This window comes from Demequina lignilytica (assembly GCF_030418305.1).
Lineage (GTDB): Bacteria > Actinomycetota > Actinomycetes > Actinomycetales > Demequinaceae > Demequina > Demequina lignilytica.
This window is the reverse complement of the sequence record NZ_JAUHPX010000009.1, coordinates 28,464-48,419: the sequence shown is the minus strand read 5'-3', so window position 1 is coordinate 48,419 and position 19,956 is coordinate 28,464. Positions and strand designations below refer to the sequence as shown.

Here is a 19,956-nt window from a genome sequence, read left to right as displayed (position 1 = left end):
TCCTTCGAATGGTTGTTTCGCGGTCCCCGGGGTGGTGCACACGTGTCAACCGCGCGTGACGCCCCAGGTATTCCCGCCTGCCCAACATTCGTCCGCATCGCGGCGCCGCGACGGGCCGCGTGCGGCCTCGTCGTCGGGGTGCGCCGCAGGGCCCGTGGACCCGGCCGCGACCGGGCACGATACCTACCGTGGAAGGTGGCCCCCCGGGCACGACTCGACTCGAAGGGGGAGGCCATGATCGCGTCCGGAGGAGATGCGGTCGCGACGCTCGTCGTCGGCGGGGCTGGTCTATGTGCTCAGGGTGGTCGCGTGCGCCTCGGGGTCGACGGAGGCGTGGCAGCAGGATCGCTCGAGGCGACGGTGGCACCACCCGCTCGGCAGCCTCACCAGCCTGGCGGCGACGGCCGCGCTGGTGTGGGCGTTCGCGACGGTGCGCCATCTGGTGACGCCCGCGCGCTCCCCCACCTGTGGCCGGTTCACCGGAAGTCACGGCTGCGCGACGGCACCTTGAGGGACATCGGCGAGAGGTGCTCGGCGACCAGGTTGGTGGCGCCGTCGGCGCGCTCGATCCGGCCGCGGATGATGAGCGCCGGGGAGCGCCGGGCGACGGCCTGGAACCTCTTCCACACCCCGACCGAGCAGATGACGTTGAGGAAGCCCGTCTCGTCCTCCAGCGAGATGAACGTGACGCCGCGCGCGGTGCCGGGTCGCTGCCGATGCGTGACCACGCCGGCGACCGTGACGCGCCGCTCCGCCTCGTGCGCGAGGACGTCGGCGACCCGCAGCACCCCCGACCTGTCGAGACCGTCGCGCACGAACGCCGTCGGGTAGCCCTCCACGGAGACGCCCGACGCCCACACGTCGGCGACGGCCTCCTCGACCACGCTCATGCCGGGCAGCGTCGGCGCCTGCGCGCCCGGCACCGCGCCGGGCAGGGTGTCGGGACCCTCGAGCGCGAGCACCCCTGACGCCCACAGGCCCTCGCGGCGTGTGACGCCGAAGCACTCGAGCGCGCCCGCGGTGGCGAGCGCCTCCCACTGGGCGGTGGTGAGCCCCTTCTCGGGGGCGAGCCCGGCCTGGCCGGACACGCCCGTCGGACGGATCCGCACGCGTCGCGCCATGTCGTGGAGCGATGCGAAGGGGCCCTCCTCCCGTGCCGCCACGATCGCGCCTGCGGCCTCGTCCCCGAGGCCCCTCACCGCACCGAGGCCCATCCTCACGGCGAGGGTCGGATCCACGTGCACCAGGGACGCCATCTCGGGCCGGGTCTCCCCTGGTGCCGGGAACGGGGACTCGAGCAGCTCGACGCGCGCGAGCACCTCGGAGCGGGCCACGCACGGGCGCAGGATCGCCTGCCCGTGGCGGCGGGCGTCAGCGGCGAGCGACTGCGGCGAGTAGAAGCCCATGGGCTGCGCGGCGAGCAGCCCCGCGTAGAACGCCGCGGGGCGGTGCACCTTGAGCCAGCTGGACGCGTAGACCAGGTAGGCGAAGGAGAACGAGTGCGACTCCGGGAATCCGAAGTCCGCGAAGGCCTTCAGCTTGTCGAAGATCTGATGGGCGACGTCGGCGGTGATGCCCCGCTCGTGGGCACCCACCATGAATCGCGCCCGCAGCGCCTCCATCCGCTCGGGGCTGCGCTTGGAGCCCATCGCGCGCCGGAGCTGGTCGGCGAGCGCGCCGTCGAAGCCCGCGGCGTCCATCGCCATCTGCATCAGCTGCTCCTGGAACAGCGGCACCCCGAGCGTCTTGCCCAGCGACCTCTCCAGCAGCGGGTGGAGGAACGTGACCTCCTCCCGCCCGCGCGCCCGGTTGATGTACGGGTGGACGGAGCCGCCCTGGATGGGGCCGGGCCGGATGAGCGCGACCTCGATGACGATGTCGTAGAACCTCCGCGGCCGCAGACGCGGCAGGGTCGCCATCTGGGCGCGCGACTCGACCTGGAACACCCCCACCGTGTCCGCGGCGCACAGCAGGTCGTAGACCTCCGGGTCCTCCTGCGGCAGGGAGTGCAGCCCCAGATCCTCGCGCCGGATCTCCTGCATGAAGCGGAACGCGTACTTGAGCGCGGACAGCATGCCCAGGCCCAGCAGGTCGAACTTCACGAGGCCGGCGTCCGCACAGTCGTCCTTGTCCCACTGGAGGACGGTGCGGCCGGGCATGCGGCCCCACTCGACGGGGCACACGTCGATCACGGGCCGGTCGCACAGCACCATGCCGCCCGGGTGGATCCCCAGGTGCCGCGGCAGCCGCATGAGCCGGTCCGCGAGGTCGAGGACGTCGTCCGGGATGTGCTCGAGGTCCTGCGTGGGCGGGGGCTCGGGCCACATCGCGTCCCGCTGCTTCGCGGCCCACTCCTCCTGCTTCTCCGGGGGCACCCGCAGCGCGCTCCAGCGGTCGATGGACTTGGACCACGCGTCCTGCTGGCCCACGTCGAAGCCGAGCGCCCGGGCCGCATCCCTCACCGCGGAGCGCGGCCGGTACTGGATGACGTTGGCGACCATGGCGGCGTTGATGCGCCCGAAGCGGGAGAAGACGTGCTGGATCACCTCCTCGCGCCGGTCGGACTCGATGTCGACGTCGATGTCGGGCGGGCCGTCGCGCTCGGGCGCGAGGAAGCGCTCGAACAGGAGGCCGTGGGTGACGGCATCGACCGCGGTGACGCCGAGCGCGAAGCAGACCGCGCTGTTGGCGGCCGACCCGCGTCCCTGGCACAGGATGTCCTGCCGGCGGCAGAACGCGACGATGTCGTGGACGATCAGGAAGTAGCCGGGGAAGTCGAGCGCCTCGATCACGGCGAGCTCGTGCTCGATCTGCGCCCACGCGCCCGCGACCCGCTCCCGGTCGGGCGGCCCGTAGCGCTCCCGCGCGCCGCGATACGTGAGCTCGCGCAGCCACGTGGCCTCGGTGTGGCCGGGCGGCACCGGATACGGCGGCAGGTTCGGGGCCACCAGGTCGAGGTCGAAGGCGGACTCCGCCGCGAGGTGGGCGGCGTTGAGGACGGCCTGGGGATGGCGCCGATGCCGGAACAGCATCTCCCCGGCGCTGCGCAGATGCTGGCCCGGCGAGCCGGGGAGCCAGCCGTCCATCTGGTCCAGGGAGGACCGGGCGCGCACCGCGGCCAGCGCCCCGGCCAGGTCGGCGTCGCGCGGCGTCGCGTAGTGGGCGTTGGTGGTGGCGACGAGCGGCAGCGACAGGTCGAAGGCGAGGTCGGCGAGCGCGTCGTTGACCTCCGAGTCGTGAGGGTGGCCGGCGTCGGTGATCTCGACGGCGACGTTGTCCCGGCCGAACAGCGCGACCAGCCGGTCCAGCTCGGTCCGCGCGGCGGCGTGGCCGGCCGGCGTGACGCCCCCGGACAGCACGTGGGTGCCGACACCGCGGGAGCCTCCCCCGAGCGCCGCCCCGGCCTGCCCGGTGAGCGCCGCCCGTACCGCCCCCTTGCGGCAGCCGGTGAGCACCAGCAGCCTCCCGTCGCCCGCCTCCGCGAGGGACTCGAGCGTGTAGCGAGCCTTGCCCTTCTCCCCCGTCGCGAGGTGGGCCATGCCGATGGCGTGGCTGAGGCGCGCGTAGCCCTCGGCCCCGCGGGCGAGCACCACCAGATGGCTCGCCCGCGGGTCGGGGACCCCGGTGGGCGGGTCGAGCACGGGCCTGCCGCCGACGCCGCCGACCGCGAGGCTGAGCTCCGCCCCGAACACCGTGGGCAGCCCGATCGAGCGGGCCGCGCCGGCGAAGCGGACGGCGCCGTAGAGGCCGTCGTGATCGGTGAGCGCGAGCGCGCTCAGCCCCAGCCGGCCGGCCTCCGCCGCCATCTCCTCGGGCTGGCTGGCACCGTCGAGGAAGCTGAAGGCGCTGTGGGCGTGAAGCTCGGCGTAGTCGGCGATCTCAGTCATAGACGGCCTCGAGCTCCCATCGACCGGAGGTGTAGGCGAGCAGCACCGCGAGCTGCGACTCCTCGGTGTCGCGCAGCGCGACCTGGACGTAGGCACGCCGCGAGGCGTCCTCCGACCACCACCGCTCCGCGACCGGCCATGGGCCGGCCCAGGACTCGACCGGCCGCGGCCGGTCCCATACCGGGCCCTCGATCCTCCCGACGTGCCCGGAGGAGGGATGGCGGTTGGCGGCCCGCGCGCGCTCGTCCGCAGGGTCCGCCTCGAGCCGCACCCAGGTGGGTGGCGCGCTGACCGCCAGCCGCCTGCTGATGGTGACGGCCCCGCCTCCGGCGTCCAGCACCAGCGCGGGTCGGGGCACGGGGGGCACCGTCGCCGGCGGAGGGTCGGGGATCCGTCCCGGCCAGGGATGGGCGATCGCACGGGCGGGGGGCGCCTCCTGGCCCCAGGGCGCGAGATGCGCCCTGTCGCGGGGAGAGCGCCCGCCCTGCTCGGCGACCGCGAGCACGCCCTCGAGCCCCAGGAGCCCCTGGACGCGTTCGAGGGCGCGGTGGGCGCGGGCGTCCGCGCCCGAGGTCCCACCCCACAGATAGGACTGCTCGGAGCCGAGCGGCACCACGTCCTCGGCCACCAGCCCCAGCGCGACCAGCGGCGCGGGTTCGGGCGCCCCTTCCCTGCCGGCCGTCCCCGAGGTGCCCGACAGCCAGCCCTCGAGCTGCCACCGCACCCGATCCGTCATGTGGCGCGCGAAGGCCCCGGCCCGCGCGCCCACATCGGTCCGCCACACCCGGGCCAGGTCGTGCCCCTTCTCGGTGCGCGCGGTGATGCGCACGCGACCGCAGCGCACACCCGCGTCGAGCAGCGCACGGTCCAGGCCGTCGGCGAGCTCGGCGGCGACAGGCACCAGGTGATCGATGCGCTCGACCGGGTCCTCGAACACCCGCTCGACCGCGATGTCCTCCTCGCTGCGACGCAGCACCGGCGGCGCCAGGTCCTGGCCCGAGGCGAGACGATGCGCCCACGCCCCCACCGGGCCGAACCTCGCGAGGATGTCGGCGAACGGCAGCGACGCCAGGTCGCCCAGAGTGACGATGCCGAGCCTCACCAGCACGCTCGCCAGCCGCTCCGCCTCCTCCCGCTGCGCCTTCTCCATGGCCGCCAGCGCGATCGACTCGACCGACGCCGGAGCCAGGAAGCCCGGAGACCCGCCCGGCGGCACCAGCGCCGACCCCCGCGCGGCCAGCACGGCGGCCAGCAGCCCGTCCGCCATCCCGACGGAGCTCTCGATCCCGGCCTGCTCCGCCACCGAGGTCACCAGCGCCTCGGCCAGCGCCTCCTCGGAGCCGTGGAAGCGCGCCGCGCCGTCCGCGGGGATCATCAGCAGGCCGGGACGGGAGATCTCCACCCCGGAGACGGCCTGCTCGGCGGCGGCGGCGACCGCCTCGAACTGACGGGAGTCGCGCCCCTCGTCGTGCGGCAGCAGCACCAGGTCGGGGCAGGCCCGCTGGGCGAGCCGGCGGGTGCTCCCCCGCCTCACCCCGGCCGCGCGCGCGGCCGCGGACACCGCGACCAGTCCGCGGCCGTGCAGCACCGCCGCGGGGACATCCGCCCCCAGCCCCGCCTCGGTCATGGCCGCGACCACCGGCCAGTCCGGCACCCACAGGACCGCGCGCCTCACCACCGGCACCGGGCTCATGCGGCACCGCCGAGGACCTGGACGGCCGGCATCTGGGCGGGGCGCCGCGCCGGCGCATCCGCGTCGAAGGGCAGCGTCACCAGACGGGTGCCGCCCGACTGACGTCCCCGCACCTCGACCATGAGGTCACGGCCGCGCAGCCGCCCGTCACCCGCGCCGAGCCCGTGCCAGCGCGAGCCGGTCACGGCCAGGGAGACATGAGCGCCCGGCCAGGGTCCGGCGGAGAGGATGACCGCGCCCCGCTCCCGCGCCCGGGAGGCGAGCCGGCGCCGGTCCGCGTCCGACAGCGCGAGCCGCGGCCCCAGCACCACGACGTCCATGCCGTCGACGCAGGCGCCCGCGACCGCCGGCGCCTGCGCGCCCGGATGCGGCACCGACGCCAGCCGGTCCAGGTCGAGACCGCGCCGGGCGGCCGCCACCACGCCGAGCGAGGGCATCCCCACCACCGCCGTCCAGGATCCGGCCGCGGAGGCCGCCGCGACCAGCGACAGGAGCAGCGCCGTGGACCCTTCGACCGCCACCACCCGGCCCCGCCTGAGCCCCTCGGGAAGCAGCTGATCGAGCACGGCGGCCAGCGGCAGCGTGGGCGCGCTCCAGCGATCCCGGGTGGTGCCGACCCGCCGCTGCACGCCCTCGAGCGCGGCGCGTGCGCGGGCGAGCCTGTCCTCCGCCGTCTCCATGCCGTCACCTCCCGGCCCCTCCGAACGCCCCCGCGAGCGGAGGTCGATTCGAACACCTGTTCGAACGTATGGTCGATTATGAACCCGACCTCCGACATCGGCAAGGTGCCTCGTTCCGCGCCGGAGCCCCGGCGCGCGGCGCGCGAAAAAGGGCCTAAGATGACTCTTCATGGCAATGGTGCAAGCGCTTGCATGCACGCACCCCGTCCCCGCCGGGCGACGGGCACCGCGCACCGTCGCCACCCCGACGTTCCCGCGGGCCACCGCCCCGACCAGGAGGATGCATCGATGACGATGTCCACCCGCACCCGTTGGATCGGCGGCGCCGCCGCCGCGCTCCTGCTCGCCGGCGCCGCCGTCGCCGTCCACCTCGCCACCCGCGGCGAGAGCCCGCACGCGGTCGCCCCGGCGCGCGCCGCGTCGTCCGACCAGGTGCTCTACTTCCTCATGGCCGACCGCTTCGCGGACGGCGACCCCGGGAACAACACCGGCGGCCTGGGCGACGACCCGCTGGTGAGCGGCTTCGACCCGACCGACGCGGGCTTCTACCAGGGAGGCGACCTCGCGGGGGTCGAGCAGCAGCTCGACTACCTCCAGGGCCTCGGCGTCACCGGCGTGTGGATCTCACCGGTGCTCACCAACAAGGCGGTCCAGCCCGAGGACTCCTCCGCCGGCTACCACGGCTACTGGATCACCGACTTCACCTCGGTCGACCCGCACCTGGGCGGGGACGAGGCCCTCGACAGCCTGGTCGACGCCGCGCACGAGCGCGGCATGAAGGTCTTCCTCGACATCATCACCAACCACACCGCGGACGTGATCGGATACGAGGGCGGCGACCGCCTCCCCTACGTCGCGAAGGACGCGCAGCCGTACGTCGATGCGGACGGCGAGGCGTTCGACGACACCGCGGCGGCGGCGACCGGCGGCTTCCCGGAGGTCACCGCATCGTCCTTCCCCCATGCGCCCGTGCTCGCCGCGGGCGAGGAGGAGGCCAAGTCCCCGGCCTGGCTCAACGACGTCACGATGTATCACAACCGCGGCAACACCACCTTCACCGGCGAGGACTCTCAGTACGGCGACTTCTTCGGGCTCGACGACCTCTGGACCGAGAATCCCCAGGTGGTCGACGGCATGACAGCGATCTACGCCGACTGGATCGACGCGGGCATCGACGGCTACCGCATCGACACCGTCCGCCACGTCGACGACGCCTTCTGGGAGTCCTTCATCCCCGGCGTGCTCGAGGCCGCCCGGGACAAGGGCAAGGACGACTTCTTCGTGTTCGGCGAGGTCTACGACGGCTCCCGCGCCTTCACCTCCCGATACACCACCGAGGTGGGGCTGCAGGCGGTGCTCGACTTCCCGTTCCAGGGCGCGGCCCGCGCGTTCGCGTCCGGAAGCGGCCGGGCGACGGACCTCGCCACGTTCTTCGCCGCCGACGACTGGTACACCGACGCGGACTCGAGCGCGACCCAGCTCCCGACCTTCCTGGGCAACCACGACATGGGCCGCTTCGGATCGATGCTGCTCGAGGACAATCCCGCGGCCGACGCCGCCGAGCTGCTCGCGCGCGACGAGCTCGCGCACGCGCTGCTCCTCCTGTCCCGCGGCAACCCGATCGTCTACTACGGCGACGAGCAGGGCCTCACGGGCGAGGGCGGTGACAAGGCCGCACGCCAGCCCCTGTTCGGCACCTCCATCCCGGAGTACCTGGACGACACGCTGATCGGATCGAGCGCCACGCTCGCCGACCCCGTCCTCGACACCGCGCAGCCCCTCTACCGGTGGATCGCCGAGCTGTCCGCGCTGCGCACGTCCACGCCCGCGCTCACGACCGGCGCGCAGATCACCCGCGTCGCGGAGGACGCCCGCGGCGTCTACGCGTTCTCCCGGATCGACCGCGAGGAGCGCCGCGAGGTCGTGGTGGCCGTCAACAGCGCGGCCGAGCCGCGGGCCGTCGAGATCCCGACGTGGACGCGAGGCGGCTTCACCCGCCTCGTCGGCGAGGGGGACGATGCGGTGGTCGCCGACGACGAGGGCGTGGTCATGGTGACGGTTCCCGCGTTCGGGACGCTGGTCTATCAGGCCGATTCCACGATGGTGGAGGGCTCCGACATCGGCGTCACGCTCGCGGCGGGCGCGGTGGAGACCGCCGGTGAGAGCGACCCCGGACGGCTCGGAGCGAGCGCGAGCGTCGACTGCGACTGCTACGCCGAGGTGTCCTTCTGGGCGCGTGCGGCGGGAGGGTCCTGGGAGCACCTGGGCACGGACGATGCGGCGCCGTACCAGGTGATGGACGTGGTCTCGGACCTCGCGCCGGGCGAGGAGGTCGAGTACGTCGCGGTGGCGTCCGACGGGCTCGGGCACGAGTCGCGCAGCGGCACGGTCGTGCAGACCGTGCCCGACCCGACGGTGACGCTCGACCTCGCGGCCGGAGACTCCGTCGGGGTGGACCCGCTGATCAGCGCCACCGTCGCCCCGGCCCGCGCGGACACCTCCGTGGTGATCGAGCGCAAGGTCGGCTCCGGCGGGTGGACCGAGGTGGGCACCGACACCACGGCTCCCGTGTACGGCGTGGTGGACGACCTGGCGGCGGTGGAGGCCGGAGCCGACGTGCTGTACCGCGCGCGGGCGACGCAGGGCGCCGCGACGGTCGAGTCCTCGACGCTCGCCCTCAAGGCGGCGGGCTCCGCCGGCGCGGGCACACCGTCGCTGCCCGGGAGCTTCAACGAGCTGATGGGCTGCGCCGAGTGGTGGCAGCCCGACTGCGAGGCCGCGGTCATGACGTTCGACGAGGCCGCCTCCACCTGGCGCATCACGGTGGACCTGCCTGCGGGCCGCCACGAGTACAAGGTCGCGATCGACGGCGCGTGGGACGAGAACTACGGCGACGGCGGCGTCGGCGACGGCCCGAACATGGTGCTGGAGCTCGACGCGCCCGCGACCGTGACGTTCACCTACGACCCGATCACGCACCTCACCACGGCGGAGGTCGGGTAGCCGTCAGCGGACGCGCAGCTCCCACATGGCTACCGCCGAGGCGGCGGCGACGTTGAGCGAGTCCACTCCCCCGTGCATGGGGATCACCACGGCGTGGTCCACGTGCGCGAGGGCCTCCCGTGTCAGCCCGTCGCCCTCGGTCCCCATCACGATCGCGACCCGCTCACCGGCGCGCGCCGCGAACTCGTCCAGCGGCACCGCATCGTCCCTGAGCGCCAGGCCCGCGACCTGGAAGCCGAGCTCGCGCAGCACGTCGAGAGACCCGGGCCAGGACTCGGCGCGGGTCCAGGGGACCTGGAAGACGGTACCCATCGACACCTTGACCGACCGGCGGTACAGGGGATCGGCGCACGTGGGCGACACGATCACGGCGTCGGCTCCGACACCCGCGGCGGAGCGGAAGATCGCCCCCACGTTGGTGTGGTCGACGATCCCCTCGAGGACCACGATCCGCCGAGCGTCCCGCGCGAGGTCCGCGAGGGCCGGCAGCGCCGGTCGCTCCATCGAGGCCAACGCCCCCCGGTGCACCTGGTAGCCCGTGACGGCCTCGAGGAGCGTCGCGGGCCCGAGATAGACCGGCACGTCGCCGTCCACGCTCGAGGCGACGGAGTCGAGCCATCGCTCGCTGACCAGGACCGACCGGGGACGATGCCCCGCCGCCACGGCCCGAGAGATCACCTTGGCCCCCTCGGCCATGTACAGCCCGCGCGCGGGCTCGAGCGCGCGGCGCAGCGCCACGTCGGTGAGGTCGCGGTAGTCGGCGAGGCGGGGATCCGCGGGGTCGGTGACGGTGATCACGGGCATGCGGCCATCATCCCAGCCGCGCATCGAGCACCGGGTGCCACGTGCCGCACGGGCGTAGCCTGGAAGTACCGACGGGGTCCGTCGCGTCGCCGAAGGGAGGCGACCATGAACGGCATCGATGTGCGGATCGACGAGTGGGTCGAGGCCGGGCTCGTGAGCCCGGGAACCGCGGCCGAGCTCCACCGCTACGAGCATGATCACCTGGCGCCCCCCGGTCCCGCACCGACGCAGGAGGCCGCCTCGCCGGTGCCGGTCGACGTCCCCGCCGCATCGGAGCAGGCGCGCCCGCTCGCGCTCGTCGGGGAGATCGTCGGCTACCTCGGGGCCGTGCTGATCATCGTCGCCGTCTCGTTCCTGCTGGGCAGGACCTGGGGCGACATCCCCACGGTCGGCCGGATCGGGATCGTCGCGCCGCTCACCGCGCTCGTCGCGGTGGCCGGAGCGCTCGCGGCGCGGTCGGCCGCCGGCCCCGCGCAGCGGCTCGCCTCCGTGCTGCTGCTCGCGACCGTCGGGCTGACCGGCTGGCTGACCTGGGTGATCGCCGACCAGGCGATCGGCCTGGAGGAGCGGCCGGGACTGATCGCGATCACCGGAGCCATGACGGTCGTGGCAGGAGGGATCTACGCCTGGCGGCGCAAGGCGCTCGCGCAGCTCGCCGCGCTGGGCACGCTCGCGGCGCTGCTCGCCGTGGTGCTCGCCCCTAGCGACGGCCGGTCGTCGGTTCCGCTCGCCCTGGCGTGGACCGCGCTGGGCCTCGCATGGGTCGGGCTCGCCATGGTCGGTCGGCTGGCTCCGGCCGGGGTCGCGCTGATCGGCGGCGGCCTGCTCGCGACGCAAGGCCTGCAGAACGCCGCGTTCGACGACGGCACGGGCACCTGGATGCTGGCGCTGCAGGTGGCGCTCGCAGTCGGGATGGTCGCGGTCGCGGCGCTCAGGCGGCCGCTGGTGCTGCTCATCATCCCCGGAGCGATCGGCGTGATGCAGGGCATCCCGATGCTCATCTCGCGCCTCTGGGGCGACACCCTCGCGGTGTGGGGCGGCGTGCTGGTCACCGGCGTCGCGCTGGTCGCGGTGGCCATCCGGATGGTGCGTGGCCGGGGGCGCCCCCTCGCCGGCCACGCATAGGCGCGCCGCGCCGATGCCGTCACATCGGCGCCCGGACGCGCCGCAGGCCCCCCAGGATCGCTCCTGAGGGGCCTGTCGGGTGGGTCAGGGCTGCTGGCCCTTCTCCGCGTCCGGGTTGAACGGACGGCCGGAGCCGGAGCCGGCCTGGTCGGCCTCGGCCGCGAAGCCCTCGGCCTGACGACGCGCCTCCTCGAGCGCCGCGCGGGGGTCGGCGAGGGCCGACGTGATGCGCGACGCGCGCGTCTTGGCCTTCTCGGGGTCCCGCTCCAGCGGCTCCGCCTCGTCCGTGAGGCCGAACCCCGCCGCCACCGCCTTGAGCGCGCCCGTGAACTCCGTGGGGACGAACCACATCTGGTTGTTGTTCGCCTTGGCCACCTCGGGCAGCATCTGCAGGTACTGGTAGGACAGCAGCTTGCTGTCGGCGTCGCCCTCGTGGATCGCGTCGAACACCTGCAGGATCGCGCGCGCCTCACCCTCGGCCTTCAGGATGCGGGACTGGGCCTCGCCCTCGGCCGTCAGGATCGCGGACTGCTTCTCGCCCTCCGCGGTCAGGATGGCGGACTGCTTGACGCCCTCCGCGGTCAGGATCGCGGCGCGGCGATCACGCTCGGCGCGCATCTGCTTCTCCATCGAGTCCTTGATCGACAGCGGTGGCTCGATCGACTTGAGCTCCACGCGGTTGACGCGGATCCCCCACTTGCCGGTCGCCTCGTCGAGGACGCCGCGGAGCTGACCGTTGATCTGGTCGCGGCTCGTGAGGGTCTGCTCGAGGTCCATGGTGCCGACGATGTTGCGCAGCGTGGTCGTGGTGAGCTGCTCGACACCGGTGATGTAGTTCGCGATCTCGTACACCGCCGACTTCGGGTCGGTGACCTGGAAGTAGATGACGGTGTCGATGTCGACCACCAGGTTGTCGGAGGTGATCACCGACTGCGGCGGGAACGAGTACACCAGCTCACGCAGGTCCACCTTCGCGCGCACCTTGTCGATGAACGGGACCAGCAGGTGCAGGCCCGCGTCCATGGTCGCGTGGTACCGGCCGAGCCGCTCGACCAGGTACGCCTGCGTCTGCTGGACCACCACGATCGACCGTGCGATCGCCGTGATGACGAAGATCGCGAAGACGACCAACGCGACGATCAGCACCACCTGAACGATGTCGAACTCCATGTCATGCCTCACTTTCCGGCTCGACGATCGCCGTCGCGCCCTCGATCCTGACCACGCGCACCTCGGCCCCCTCGGGGATGGACGGGGCGTCCTCCTCGGTGCGCGCGGACCACACCTCACCGTTGAGCTTCACGCGTCCACCCGACTCGGAGACGGAGTCGATGGTCCGCGCGGCGCGCCCCACGAGCGCCTTCGCATTGGTCTGCGGCTCGGCCTCGCCCTTGAGGCGCAGGCTGCGCAGGAGGAACGGGCGCAGGCCGAACAGCAGCAGCGCCGAGACCCCGATCGCGACGAACATCGCGAGCCACCACGGGCCGCCCAGGAGGGCGACCACGCCTCCGGCGATCGCACCGCCGGCGAGCATCGCGAACGTCAGGTCGAGGGTGAAGATCTCGACCGCACCGAGCACCATCGCGCCGATGAACCAGTACAGGAACTGCATGGTGTTCCCCCTTTCACCAGCACGCTATCAGCGCGCCCCGACCCCGGCATCGTCCCTCGGGACGATACCCCTCATCCCCCGGGTGGAATCGGGGATTACGAGGCGCGACGCGCCGAGTAGCGGCCGCCGTCGACGGCGAGCGCGATGGGCATGCCGAACGTGTCCGACAGGGCCTGCGCCGTGAGGGTCCGGTCGATCGGTCCGGCGGCGACGACGCCGCCGTCACGCAGCAGCAGCGCGTGCGTGAACCCCACCGGGATCTCCTCGACGTGGTGGGTGACCATGACGATCGCGGGCGACCGCCGATCCCCCGCGAGCTCGGTGAGCGCGAGCAGCAGCTCCTCACGTCCGCCGAGGTCGAGACCCGCGGCGGGCTCGTCGAGCAGCAGCAGCTCCGGGTCCGCCATGAGCGCCCGCGCCACCTGCGTGCGCTTGCGCTCGCCCTCGCTCAGCGTGCCGAACTCCCGGTCCGCGAAGCCGGCCATGCCGAACGCCCACAGGAGGGCGTCGGCGCGGTCCTCGTCGAGCGACTCGTAGTCCTCGTTCCAGCGGCCCATGGTGCCCTGCGACGCCGTCATCACCACGTTCTTGACGGTCTCGCGCGCGGGGATGTGATCCGCCAGGGCGACCGAGGACAGGCCCACGCGCACGTGGAGCTCCCGCAGGTCCGTGCGTCCCAGGCGCTCGCCCAGCACATCGACGGTGCCGCCCGTCGGGTGCAGCCGGCCGGCGGCGATCGACATCAGCGTCGTCTTGCCGGCGCCGTTCGGCCCGAGCACCACCCACCGGTCCTCATCGGCGACGGTCCATGTCACATCGCTCAGGATGTCCTTGTCGCCACGGCGCACCGACACGCCCTCGAACGCGAGCACCTCACTCATGGACGCCGAGCCTAGCGAAGGATCGAGCGGTAGACGTCGAGGGTGCGCTCGCCGATCGCCCCCCACGAGAACTCCTCCGCGGCTCGGATGCGACCGGCCTCCCCCATGACCTTCGCTCGCGCCGCATCGGAGACCATCGCGGTGAGCGCCTCCGCCAGATCGGACGCGAAGCCCTCCGGGTCGGTCGGCGTCCCGGTGCCGTCCTGCACCTGGTCGATCGGCACCAGCGTGCCGGTCTCCCCGGGCACGACCACCTCGGGGATGCCGCCGGTCGCGGTCGCGACCACCGGCAGCCCCACCGCCATGGCCTCGAGGTTGACGATGCCCAGCGGCTCGTAGACCGAGGGGCACACGAACGCCGTGCACGCGTCGAGCACGGCGATCAGCTCGGGGCGCGGAAGCATCTTCTCGATCCAGATCACCCCGTCGCGCTCGGCCTGGAGCCGCTCGACCGCGCCCGCGACCTCCGCCGCGATCTCCTTGGTGTCGGGCGCGCCCGCGCACAGCACCACCTGGATGTCCTTGGGCAGGCGCTCGACGGCCTTGAGGAAGTACGGCAGGCCCTTCTGACGGGTGATGCGGCCCACGAAGACGATCGCCGGGCGCGTCGGATCGATCCCGTGCTCGGCGACCACGGCGTCGGCCGCGGCGCGCGCCTCGTCGGTCGACGGGGCCGCCCAGGACGCCACATCGATGCCGTTGTGGACCACCTGCACCTTGGCGGGGTCGATGTCGGGGTAGCACCGGAGCACGTCCTTGCGCATCCCGTCGGACACCGCGATCACCGCGTCGGCAGCCTCGTATGCCGTCTTCTCGATCCAGCTGGACACGCGGTAGCCACCGCCCAGCTGCTCCGCCTTCCACGGGCGCAGCGGCTCGAGCGAGTGGGCCGAGAGCACGTGCGGGATGCCGTGCAGGCGCGCCGCGAGATGGCCCGCCATGTTCGCGTACCAGGTGTGCGAGTGGACCAGGTCGGCCCCCGCGCAGTCCTTCGCCATGGGCAGGTTGTGGGCGAGGACGTCGAGCGACGCGTCGCCCACGCCGCCGCCCAGGGCGTCGTACCCGGTCACTCCGGGTTCGTCGCGCGGACCGTCGAAGGCGCGCACGCGGACGTCGAGGTGCGCACGGAGCACTGCGGCGAGCTCCGTGACGTGGACTCCGGCGCCACCGTAGATGTGAGGGGGGTACTCGCGGGTGAGGATGTCGACGCGCATGCTCCCACGCTAGCGGCACTTCCTGCGTCGTGACCTCCCCACGCGGCCGCGTCGCCCCCTATGCTGGACATATGTCAGCGCCGAAAGTTCTCGCCATCGTCCTTGCAGGAGGTGAGGGCAAGCGTCTGATGCCCCTCACCGCGGCCCGTGCGAAGCCCGCCGTCCCCTTCGGAGGGACCTACCGGCTCATCGACTTCGCACTGAGCAACCTGGTGAACTCCCGCTACCTGCATGTGGTGGTGCTGACGCAGTACAAGTCGCATTCGCTCGACCGCCACATCGCCCGGACGTGGCGCATGTCGCCGCTGCTGGGCAACTACGTCGCTCCGGTCCCCGCGCAGCAGCGTCGCGGCCCGCACTGGTACCTCGGCTCGGCCGACGCGATCTACCAGACCGTCAACATCATCGAGGACGAGAAGCCGGACATCGTCGTGATCGTAGGCGCCGACCACGTGTACCGCATGGACTTCTCGCAGATGGTCGACGCCCACATCGAGTCGGGCGCCGACTTCACGGTGGCGGGCATCCGCCAGCCGATCTCGCTCGCGGACCAGTTCGGCGTCATCGACATCGACCCCGCGACGCCGGACCGGATCCGCGCGTTCCTCGAGAAGCCCAAGGACCCGGAGGGCCTGCCGGACAGCCCGGACGAGATCCTCGCCTCGATGGGCAACTACGTCGCGAACGCCGACGCGCTGCTCGAGGCGCTCACGGCCGACGCCGAGGACCCGTCGTCGAAGCACGACATGGGCGGCGACATCGTCCCCTACTTCGTCGACAAGGGCACGTGCGGCTTCTACGACTTCATCCGCAACGACGTCCCGGGCTCGACCGACCGCGACCGCGACTACTGGCGCGACGTGGGGACGCTCGACATGTACTACGACGCCCACATGGACCTCATCGCGGTCCAGCCGGTGTTCAACGTGTACAACTACGAGTGGCCGCTCCACCAGGGGCTCATCACCAACCCTCCCGCCAAGTTCATCCACTCGGAGGAGGGCCGCCTGGGCCACGCCGCCGACTCGATCGTCTCCCCCGGGGTGATCGTCTCCGGCGCGACCGTCACCGGCTCGGTGCTGTCGCCTGGCGTGCGCCTGCACTCGTGGTCGACCGTGTCGGACTCGGTGCTGCTCGACGGCGTCCAGATCCACCGGCACGCCCAGGTGCATCGCGCCATCCTCGACAAGAACGTCGAGGTCATGGACGGGGCCCGCGTGGGCATCGACAAGGAGGCCGACCTCGCCCGCGGCTTCACCGTCACGGAGAGCGGCGTCACGGTGGTGTCGAAGGGCACGGTCGTCACCGCATGAGGCTCTGCGTCCTCGACGTCGACTCCACCCTGATCACCGCCGAGGTCATCGAGCTCATCGCCGAACGCGCGGGAACGCGCGAGGAGGTGGCCCGCATCACCGAGCGCGCCATGCGCGGCGAGCTCGACTTCTCCGCGTCCCTCGGCGAGCGTGTCGCCACCCTCGCGGGGGTGCCCGACACCGTGTTCGGGGAGGTGGTCGCGGAGGTCGAGCTGACGCCCGGAGTCGAGACGCTGATCCGCAGCCTCCAGGCCTCCGGATGGGAGGTCGCGCTCGTCTCCGGCGGCTTCACCGAGGTCGTGTCCTCCTTGGCCGCCCGGCTCGGCATCACCCGGTTCCGCGCGAACCGGCTCGAGGTGGCCGACGGGCGGCTCACCGGCCGCACCATCGGCCCGGTGATCGACCGGGAGGCGAAGGCGCAGGCGCTGCGCGACTACGCCGCCGAGGTGGGCTGCCCGCTGGAGGACGCGGTCGCGATCGGCGACGGCGCCAACGATCTGGGCATGATGGACGTCGCGGGTCTCAGCATCGCGTGGCACGCCAAGCCCGTGGTGCAGGCGCAGGCGGACGTGGCGCTCAACGGCGCCGGCCTGGACGAGGCGCTCGAGGTCCTGGGCGTCCCGCGGGTGGTCGCGGCGTCCTGACGCGGACGATGCGGGCGTTCAGGCCGCCCGGGCCCGCGCCCTCGCGCTGAGCGCGAGGACCGCGAACGCCTGCGCCTCCGCGCTGGTGCCTGGCGCGTCGAACGACGGCGCGCCGCAGACGTCTCGGACGAGGCCGGCGTCGTCGGTGCGGGTCAGGGCGGCCGCGGCCCACCGCTCCCCCGCCTCGGCGTACTCCGCCGGGAGCCACCCGTCGGCGACGCCCGTGAACGCGGCGTACGCGAGCATCAGCCCGGCGCAGCCATCCGTGAACGTCGAGGGGTCGTCGAGCACGTCGTGGAAGCGGCCGTCGACGGACGCGACCGCCGCGCACGCATCGATCAGCTCCCGCGTCTCCCGTTCCCAGCGCTCACGCACCGTGTCGGCGTCGACGCCCAGGTGGAGCGCCCGCGCCAGGCCGGCGGCGACCCAGCCGTTGCCGCTCGCCCAGAGGGCGTCCCGCGTGAACGCGCGGGACGCCATGTCGAAGCGGTGCCGGTAGAGCCCGCTGGCCTGGTCCCATAGCTGCTCGCGGTGCATCCGGTACTGCATGTCGGCGGGCGCGAGGTCCCCGGAGGCGACCAGCGCGGGCACCACCATGTACACGGAGTCGGCCCACACCTCGGAGGAGCCGCGCAGATGGTGCAGCACGCCCCAGTCGTCGCGCGGCGAGAACCGCAGCAGCCACCAGCGCTGCCGCTGCGCCGCCGCGGCCGCCGCCGGATCGTCACGCCCGAGCAGCAGCGCCGCCTCGAGAAGGGCGCCGGAGTTGACGGCACCCGCATCGTCCATCCCGCCCAGCTGACCGTCCGCGTCGGCACGCGCTACCGCGTCGCGCGCGAGCAGCCGGGCCAGGTCGAGGTCGCCTGCGTCGATCGCGGCGTGCGACGCGACGCCCTGCTCCCAGGCGAACCGCTGCATCGACAGCAGCGCGCGCCAGAGCGCTCCCGTGTCGATCGAGTCGAGCGGAGCGCTCACTCCTCGACGTCGCGGCCCGACAGCACCGTCACCAGACGGCCGCAGCGAGAGCCGACCGACGCCCAGTCGCACTCGAGGTCGATCACCGCGGCCGTGCCGGTGGGAAGGCCATGCGCGACGCGCTGCAGGGAGGTCTTGTCCGAGCCCGGACCAGCAAGGTGAGCGGCGAGCGCGGAGGACGTCGGCTCATGGCCGACCATCACCACGGTCTCGACCTCGCCGAGCTCCTGCAGGATCTCGACCATGCCGGCGACGTGGGTCTCGTACAGGTCCTCGACCACGCGCTCCTCGACGCCCGAGAACGCGCCCGCCATCAGGTTCCACGTCTGCTGCGTCCGCAGCGCGGGAGAGATGAGCGCGAGGTCCGGGTTGATGCCCGCGCGTGCGGCCACCTGGCCGAGCCGGGTCGAGGCCTTGCGACCGATCAGCTCGAGGGCGCGGTCGGCGTCGGAGAGGCCGGCCGCGGGGGCCTCGGCCTTGGCGTGGCGGGCGATGATCAGCGTAGGCACGGGGTCACTGTCCCATGGCGTGGACGCCGCCGTCCACGTGGATCATCTCGCCCGTGGTGGCGGGGAACCATTCGGAGAGCAGGGCGGTCACGGCGCGGGCGGTCGGCTCGGTGTCCTCCGAGTCCCACCCGAGCGGTGCGCGGGCGGACCAGCCACCCTCCATCTGGTCGAACCCGGGGATGTGGCGCGCGGCGGTGGTCTTGATCGGGCCCGCCGAGACCACGTTGCAGCGGATGCCCTGCGGCCCCAGGTCACGGGCCACGTACCGGTTGACCGCCTCGAAGGCCGCCTTGGCGACGCCCATCCAGTCGTACACGGGCCAGGCGAAGCGCCCGTCGAAGGTGAGGCCGACGATGGACCCGCCGTTCGGCATGAGCGGCGCGGTCGCCGCCGCGAGCGCCTTGAGCGAGTAGGCGGAGATGTGCATCGCGGTCGCGACATCGTCCCATTCGCCGGTCATGAAGTTGCCACCCATGACGGTCTGCGGGGCGAAGCCGATCGAGTGGACCACGCCGTCGAGGTGCGGGACGTGCTCGCGCACGGCGTCGGGCAGCGCGGCGAGGTGCTCCGGGTCGGTGACGTCGAGCTCGACCACCTTCGCCTCGACGGGGAGGCGGCGGCCCATGGCCTGCGTGATCTTCAGCGACCTGCCGACCCCCGTGAGGACCACGGTCGCGCCCTGCTCCTGGCTGAGGCGCGCCACCTCGAACGCGATCGAGCCCTCGGTGAGGACGCCGGTGACCAGGATGTTCTTGCCTTCGAGAATGCCCATGAGTGTGCTCCTAGAGGGGGACGATGCGGGGTGTCAGTGGCCCATGCCGAGGCCGCCGTCGACGGGCAGCACGGCACCCGAGACGTAGCCCGCGGCGTCGGACGCGAGGTAGAGGGCGGCGGCGGCGACCTCATCGGTGCCGCCGAAGCGCTTGGCCGGGATGGTCGCGGCGTACTGCTTGACGGTGTCCTCGCCCAGCTCCGCCGTCATGTCCGTGGTGATGAAGCCCGGGGCGACCACGTTCGCGGTGATGCCGCGCGACCCGACCTCGCGGGTGACGGACCGCGCCATGCCGACCAGCGCCGACTTGGACGCCGAGTAGTTCACCTGGCCGGGGTTGCCCATCAGGCCCACGACGGAGCCGATGAGGACGATCCGGCCGTACTTCTCGCGCATCATCGAGTTGACCGCGCGGCGGACGCAGCGGAACGTGCCGGTGAGGTTGACGTCGAGGACGGTCTCGAAGTCCGCGTCGGACATGCGCATCAGGAGCCCGTCGCGCGTGATGCCCGCGTTGGCGATCAGGACGCGCACGCGACCGTGCTGCGCCTCGAGCTCGTCGAACGCGGCGTTCACCGCGTCGGTGTCGGTCACGTCGGCGATCGCGCCGGTGACGCCCTCGGGCAGGTCTCCGCTGCGGTAGATGGTGGACACGGTGTCGCCGTTGGCGACGAACGCCTCGGCGATGGCTCGACCGATGCCGCGGTTGGCGCCGGTGACAAGGACGTGACGGCTCATGGTCACGACGGTAGCGGACGCCGCACGCTGGAGCCGCGCCGGGCGCGCCAACGATGCCGCCGGGACTTTGGCGGTTCCCACGACGGCGGGACCTGCGCCGCTCGGG

16 protein-coding genes are annotated in these 19,956 nt (G+C 72.9%); 4 read left to right on the top strand and 12 right to left on the bottom strand.

Annotated elements, in window-relative coordinates; all coding sequences use genetic code 11:
* Positions 1-476: 476 nt before the first annotated feature.
* The 3 genes from QQX10_RS12695 to imuA' are packed head-to-tail and all read right to left on the bottom strand — an operon-like array spanning position 477 to position 6,260.
* Entirely contained in the window at positions 477-3,887 is a 3,411-nt protein-coding gene (locus tag QQX10_RS12695) for an error-prone DNA polymerase (RefSeq protein ID WP_301121581.1), read from the bottom strand.
* On the bottom strand, positions 3,880-5,580 hold the full coding sequence (locus QQX10_RS12690; RefSeq protein ID WP_301121583.1) for a DNA polymerase Y family protein: 1,701 nt from the start codon (positions 5,578-5,580) through the stop codon (positions 3,880-3,882). Before QQX10_RS12690 ends, QQX10_RS12695 begins: the two co-directional genes overlap by 8 nt.
* A complete protein-coding gene (imuA', locus tag QQX10_RS12685) occupies positions 5,577-6,260 on the bottom strand; it encodes a DnaE2-dependent mutagenesis accessory factor ImuA' (RefSeq protein WP_301121585.1) in 684 nt (227 codons plus the stop codon). Before imuA' ends, QQX10_RS12690 begins: the two co-directional genes overlap by 4 nt.
* Before the next feature lie 288 nt (positions 6,261-6,548).
* On the opposite strand from imuA', the gene QQX10_RS12680 reads away from it, so the two are divergent.
* Positions 6,549-9,263, top strand: a complete 2,715-nt coding sequence (locus QQX10_RS12680; protein WP_301121587.1) for an alpha-amylase family glycosyl hydrolase — start codon at positions 6,549-6,551, stop codon at positions 9,261-9,263.
* Positions 9,264-9,266: 3 nt separating this feature from the next.
* Here QQX10_RS12680 and QQX10_RS12675 read toward each other — a convergent pair whose 3' ends face one another.
* Positions 9,267-10,067 (bottom strand): TrmH family RNA methyltransferase, encoded by an 801-nt coding sequence (locus tag QQX10_RS12675; RefSeq protein ID WP_301121594.1) that lies wholly within the window; start codon positions 10,065-10,067, stop codon positions 9,267-9,269.
* Between the two features lie 105 nt (positions 10,068-10,172).
* On the opposite strand from QQX10_RS12675, the gene QQX10_RS12670 reads away from it, so the two are divergent.
* A complete protein-coding gene (locus tag QQX10_RS12670) occupies positions 10,173-11,192 on the top strand; it encodes a DUF2157 domain-containing protein (RefSeq protein ID WP_301121596.1) in 1,020 nt (339 codons plus the stop codon).
* Positions 11,193-11,276: 84 nt separating this feature from the next.
* On the opposite strand, the gene QQX10_RS12665 is transcribed toward QQX10_RS12670, so the two are convergent.
* The 4 genes from QQX10_RS12665 to glgA all read right to left on the bottom strand — a co-directional run bounded on the left by QQX10_RS12665 (position 11,277) and on the right by glgA (position 14,899).
* Entirely contained in the window at positions 11,277-12,362 is a 1,086-nt protein-coding gene (locus tag QQX10_RS12665) for an SPFH domain-containing protein (RefSeq protein WP_301121598.1), read from the bottom strand.
* A gap of 1 nt (position 12,363) precedes the next feature.
* A complete protein-coding gene (locus QQX10_RS12660; protein WP_301121600.1) occupies positions 12,364-12,804 on the bottom strand; it encodes an NfeD family protein in 441 nt (146 codons plus the stop codon).
* Positions 12,805-12,899: 95 nt separating this feature from the next.
* Entirely contained in the window at positions 12,900-13,685 is a 786-nt protein-coding gene (locus QQX10_RS12655; protein WP_301121602.1) for an ABC transporter ATP-binding protein, read from the bottom strand.
* Between the two features lie 11 nt (positions 13,686-13,696).
* Positions 13,697-14,899, bottom strand: a complete 1,203-nt coding sequence (gene glgA / locus QQX10_RS12650; protein WP_301121604.1) for a glycogen synthase — start codon at positions 14,897-14,899, stop codon at positions 13,697-13,699.
* 71 nt (positions 14,900-14,970) lie between these two features.
* On the opposite strand from glgA, the gene glgC reads away from it, so the two are divergent.
* Together glgC and serB are read left to right on the top strand one after the other, a co-directional pair.
* Entirely contained in the window at positions 14,971-16,212 is a 1,242-nt protein-coding gene (gene glgC / locus QQX10_RS12645; protein ID WP_301121606.1) for a glucose-1-phosphate adenylyltransferase, read from the top strand.
* Positions 16,209-16,856, top strand: coding sequence for a phosphoserine phosphatase SerB (serB, locus tag QQX10_RS12640; RefSeq protein ID WP_301121613.1), 648 nt, complete (start codon positions 16,209-16,211; stop codon positions 16,854-16,856). Before glgC ends, serB begins: the two co-directional genes overlap by 4 nt.
* Before the next feature lie 18 nt (positions 16,857-16,874).
* On the opposite strand, the gene QQX10_RS12635 is transcribed toward serB, so the two are convergent.
* From QQX10_RS12635 to fabG, 4 genes are read right to left on the bottom strand one after another with little or no spacing between them, the layout of a single operon-like run.
* Positions 16,875-17,831, bottom strand: coding sequence for a glycoside hydrolase family 88 protein (locus QQX10_RS12635; protein ID WP_301121615.1), 957 nt, complete (start codon positions 17,829-17,831; stop codon positions 16,875-16,877).
* Positions 17,828-18,340 carry a SixA phosphatase family protein gene (locus QQX10_RS12630; RefSeq protein WP_301121617.1) on the bottom strand — a complete coding sequence of 171 codons (513 nt, stop codon included), beginning with the start codon at positions 18,338-18,340 and terminating at the stop codon, positions 17,828-17,830. Before QQX10_RS12630 ends, QQX10_RS12635 begins: the two co-directional genes overlap by 4 nt.
* A gap of 4 nt (positions 18,341-18,344) precedes the next feature.
* Positions 18,345-19,112: an enoyl-ACP reductase FabI gene (gene fabI, locus QQX10_RS12625; RefSeq protein ID WP_301121619.1), complete on the bottom strand. Its 768-nt coding sequence runs from the start codon at positions 19,110-19,112 to the stop codon at positions 18,345-18,347.
* Between the two features lie 33 nt (positions 19,113-19,145).
* Positions 19,146-19,850: a 3-oxoacyl-ACP reductase FabG gene (gene fabG / locus QQX10_RS12620; protein WP_301121621.1), complete on the bottom strand. Its 705-nt coding sequence runs from the start codon at positions 19,848-19,850 to the stop codon at positions 19,146-19,148.
* Between the last annotated feature and the right edge of the window lie 106 nt (positions 19,851-19,956).

Bases quoted from the DNA above. Each gene is read 5' to 3' on its own strand.
- QQX10_RS12695 (WP_301121581.1), bottom strand. From the start codon at position 3,887: ATGACTGAGATCGCCGACTACGCCGAGCTTCACGCCCACAGCGCCTTC.
- QQX10_RS12690 (WP_301121583.1), bottom strand. From the start codon at position 5,580: ATGAGCCCGGTGCCGGTGGTGAGGCGCGCGGTCCTGTGGGTGCCGGAC.
- imuA' (WP_301121585.1), bottom strand. From the start codon at position 6,260: ATGGAGACGGCGGAGGACAGGCTCGCCCGCGCACGCGCCGCGCTCGAG.
- QQX10_RS12680 (WP_301121587.1), top strand. From the start codon at position 6,549: ATGACGATGTCCACCCGCACCCGTTGGATCGGCGGCGCCGCCGCCGCG.
- QQX10_RS12675 (WP_301121594.1), bottom strand. From the start codon at position 10,067: ATGCCCGTGATCACCGTCACCGACCCCGCGGATCCCCGCCTCGCCGAC.
- QQX10_RS12670 (WP_301121596.1), top strand. From the start codon at position 10,173: ATGAACGGCATCGATGTGCGGATCGACGAGTGGGTCGAGGCCGGGCTC.
- QQX10_RS12665 (WP_301121598.1), bottom strand. From the start codon at position 12,362: ATGGAGTTCGACATCGTTCAGGTGGTGCTGATCGTCGCGTTGGTCGTC.
- QQX10_RS12660 (WP_301121600.1), bottom strand. From the start codon at position 12,804: ATGCAGTTCCTGTACTGGTTCATCGGCGCGATGGTGCTCGGTGCGGTC.
- QQX10_RS12655 (WP_301121602.1), bottom strand. From the start codon at position 13,685: ATGAGTGAGGTGCTCGCGTTCGAGGGCGTGTCGGTGCGCCGTGGCGAC.
- glgA (WP_301121604.1), bottom strand. From the start codon at position 14,899: ATGCGCGTCGACATCCTCACCCGCGAGTACCCCCCTCACATCTACGGT.
- glgC (WP_301121606.1), top strand. From the start codon at position 14,971: ATGTCAGCGCCGAAAGTTCTCGCCATCGTCCTTGCAGGAGGTGAGGGC.
- serB (WP_301121613.1), top strand. From the start codon at position 16,209: ATGAGGCTCTGCGTCCTCGACGTCGACTCCACCCTGATCACCGCCGAG.
- fabI (WP_301121619.1), bottom strand. From the start codon at position 19,112: ATGGGCATTCTCGAAGGCAAGAACATCCTGGTCACCGGCGTCCTCACC.
- fabG (WP_301121621.1), bottom strand. From the start codon at position 19,850: ATGAGCCGTCACGTCCTTGTCACCGGCGCCAACCGCGGCATCGGTCGA.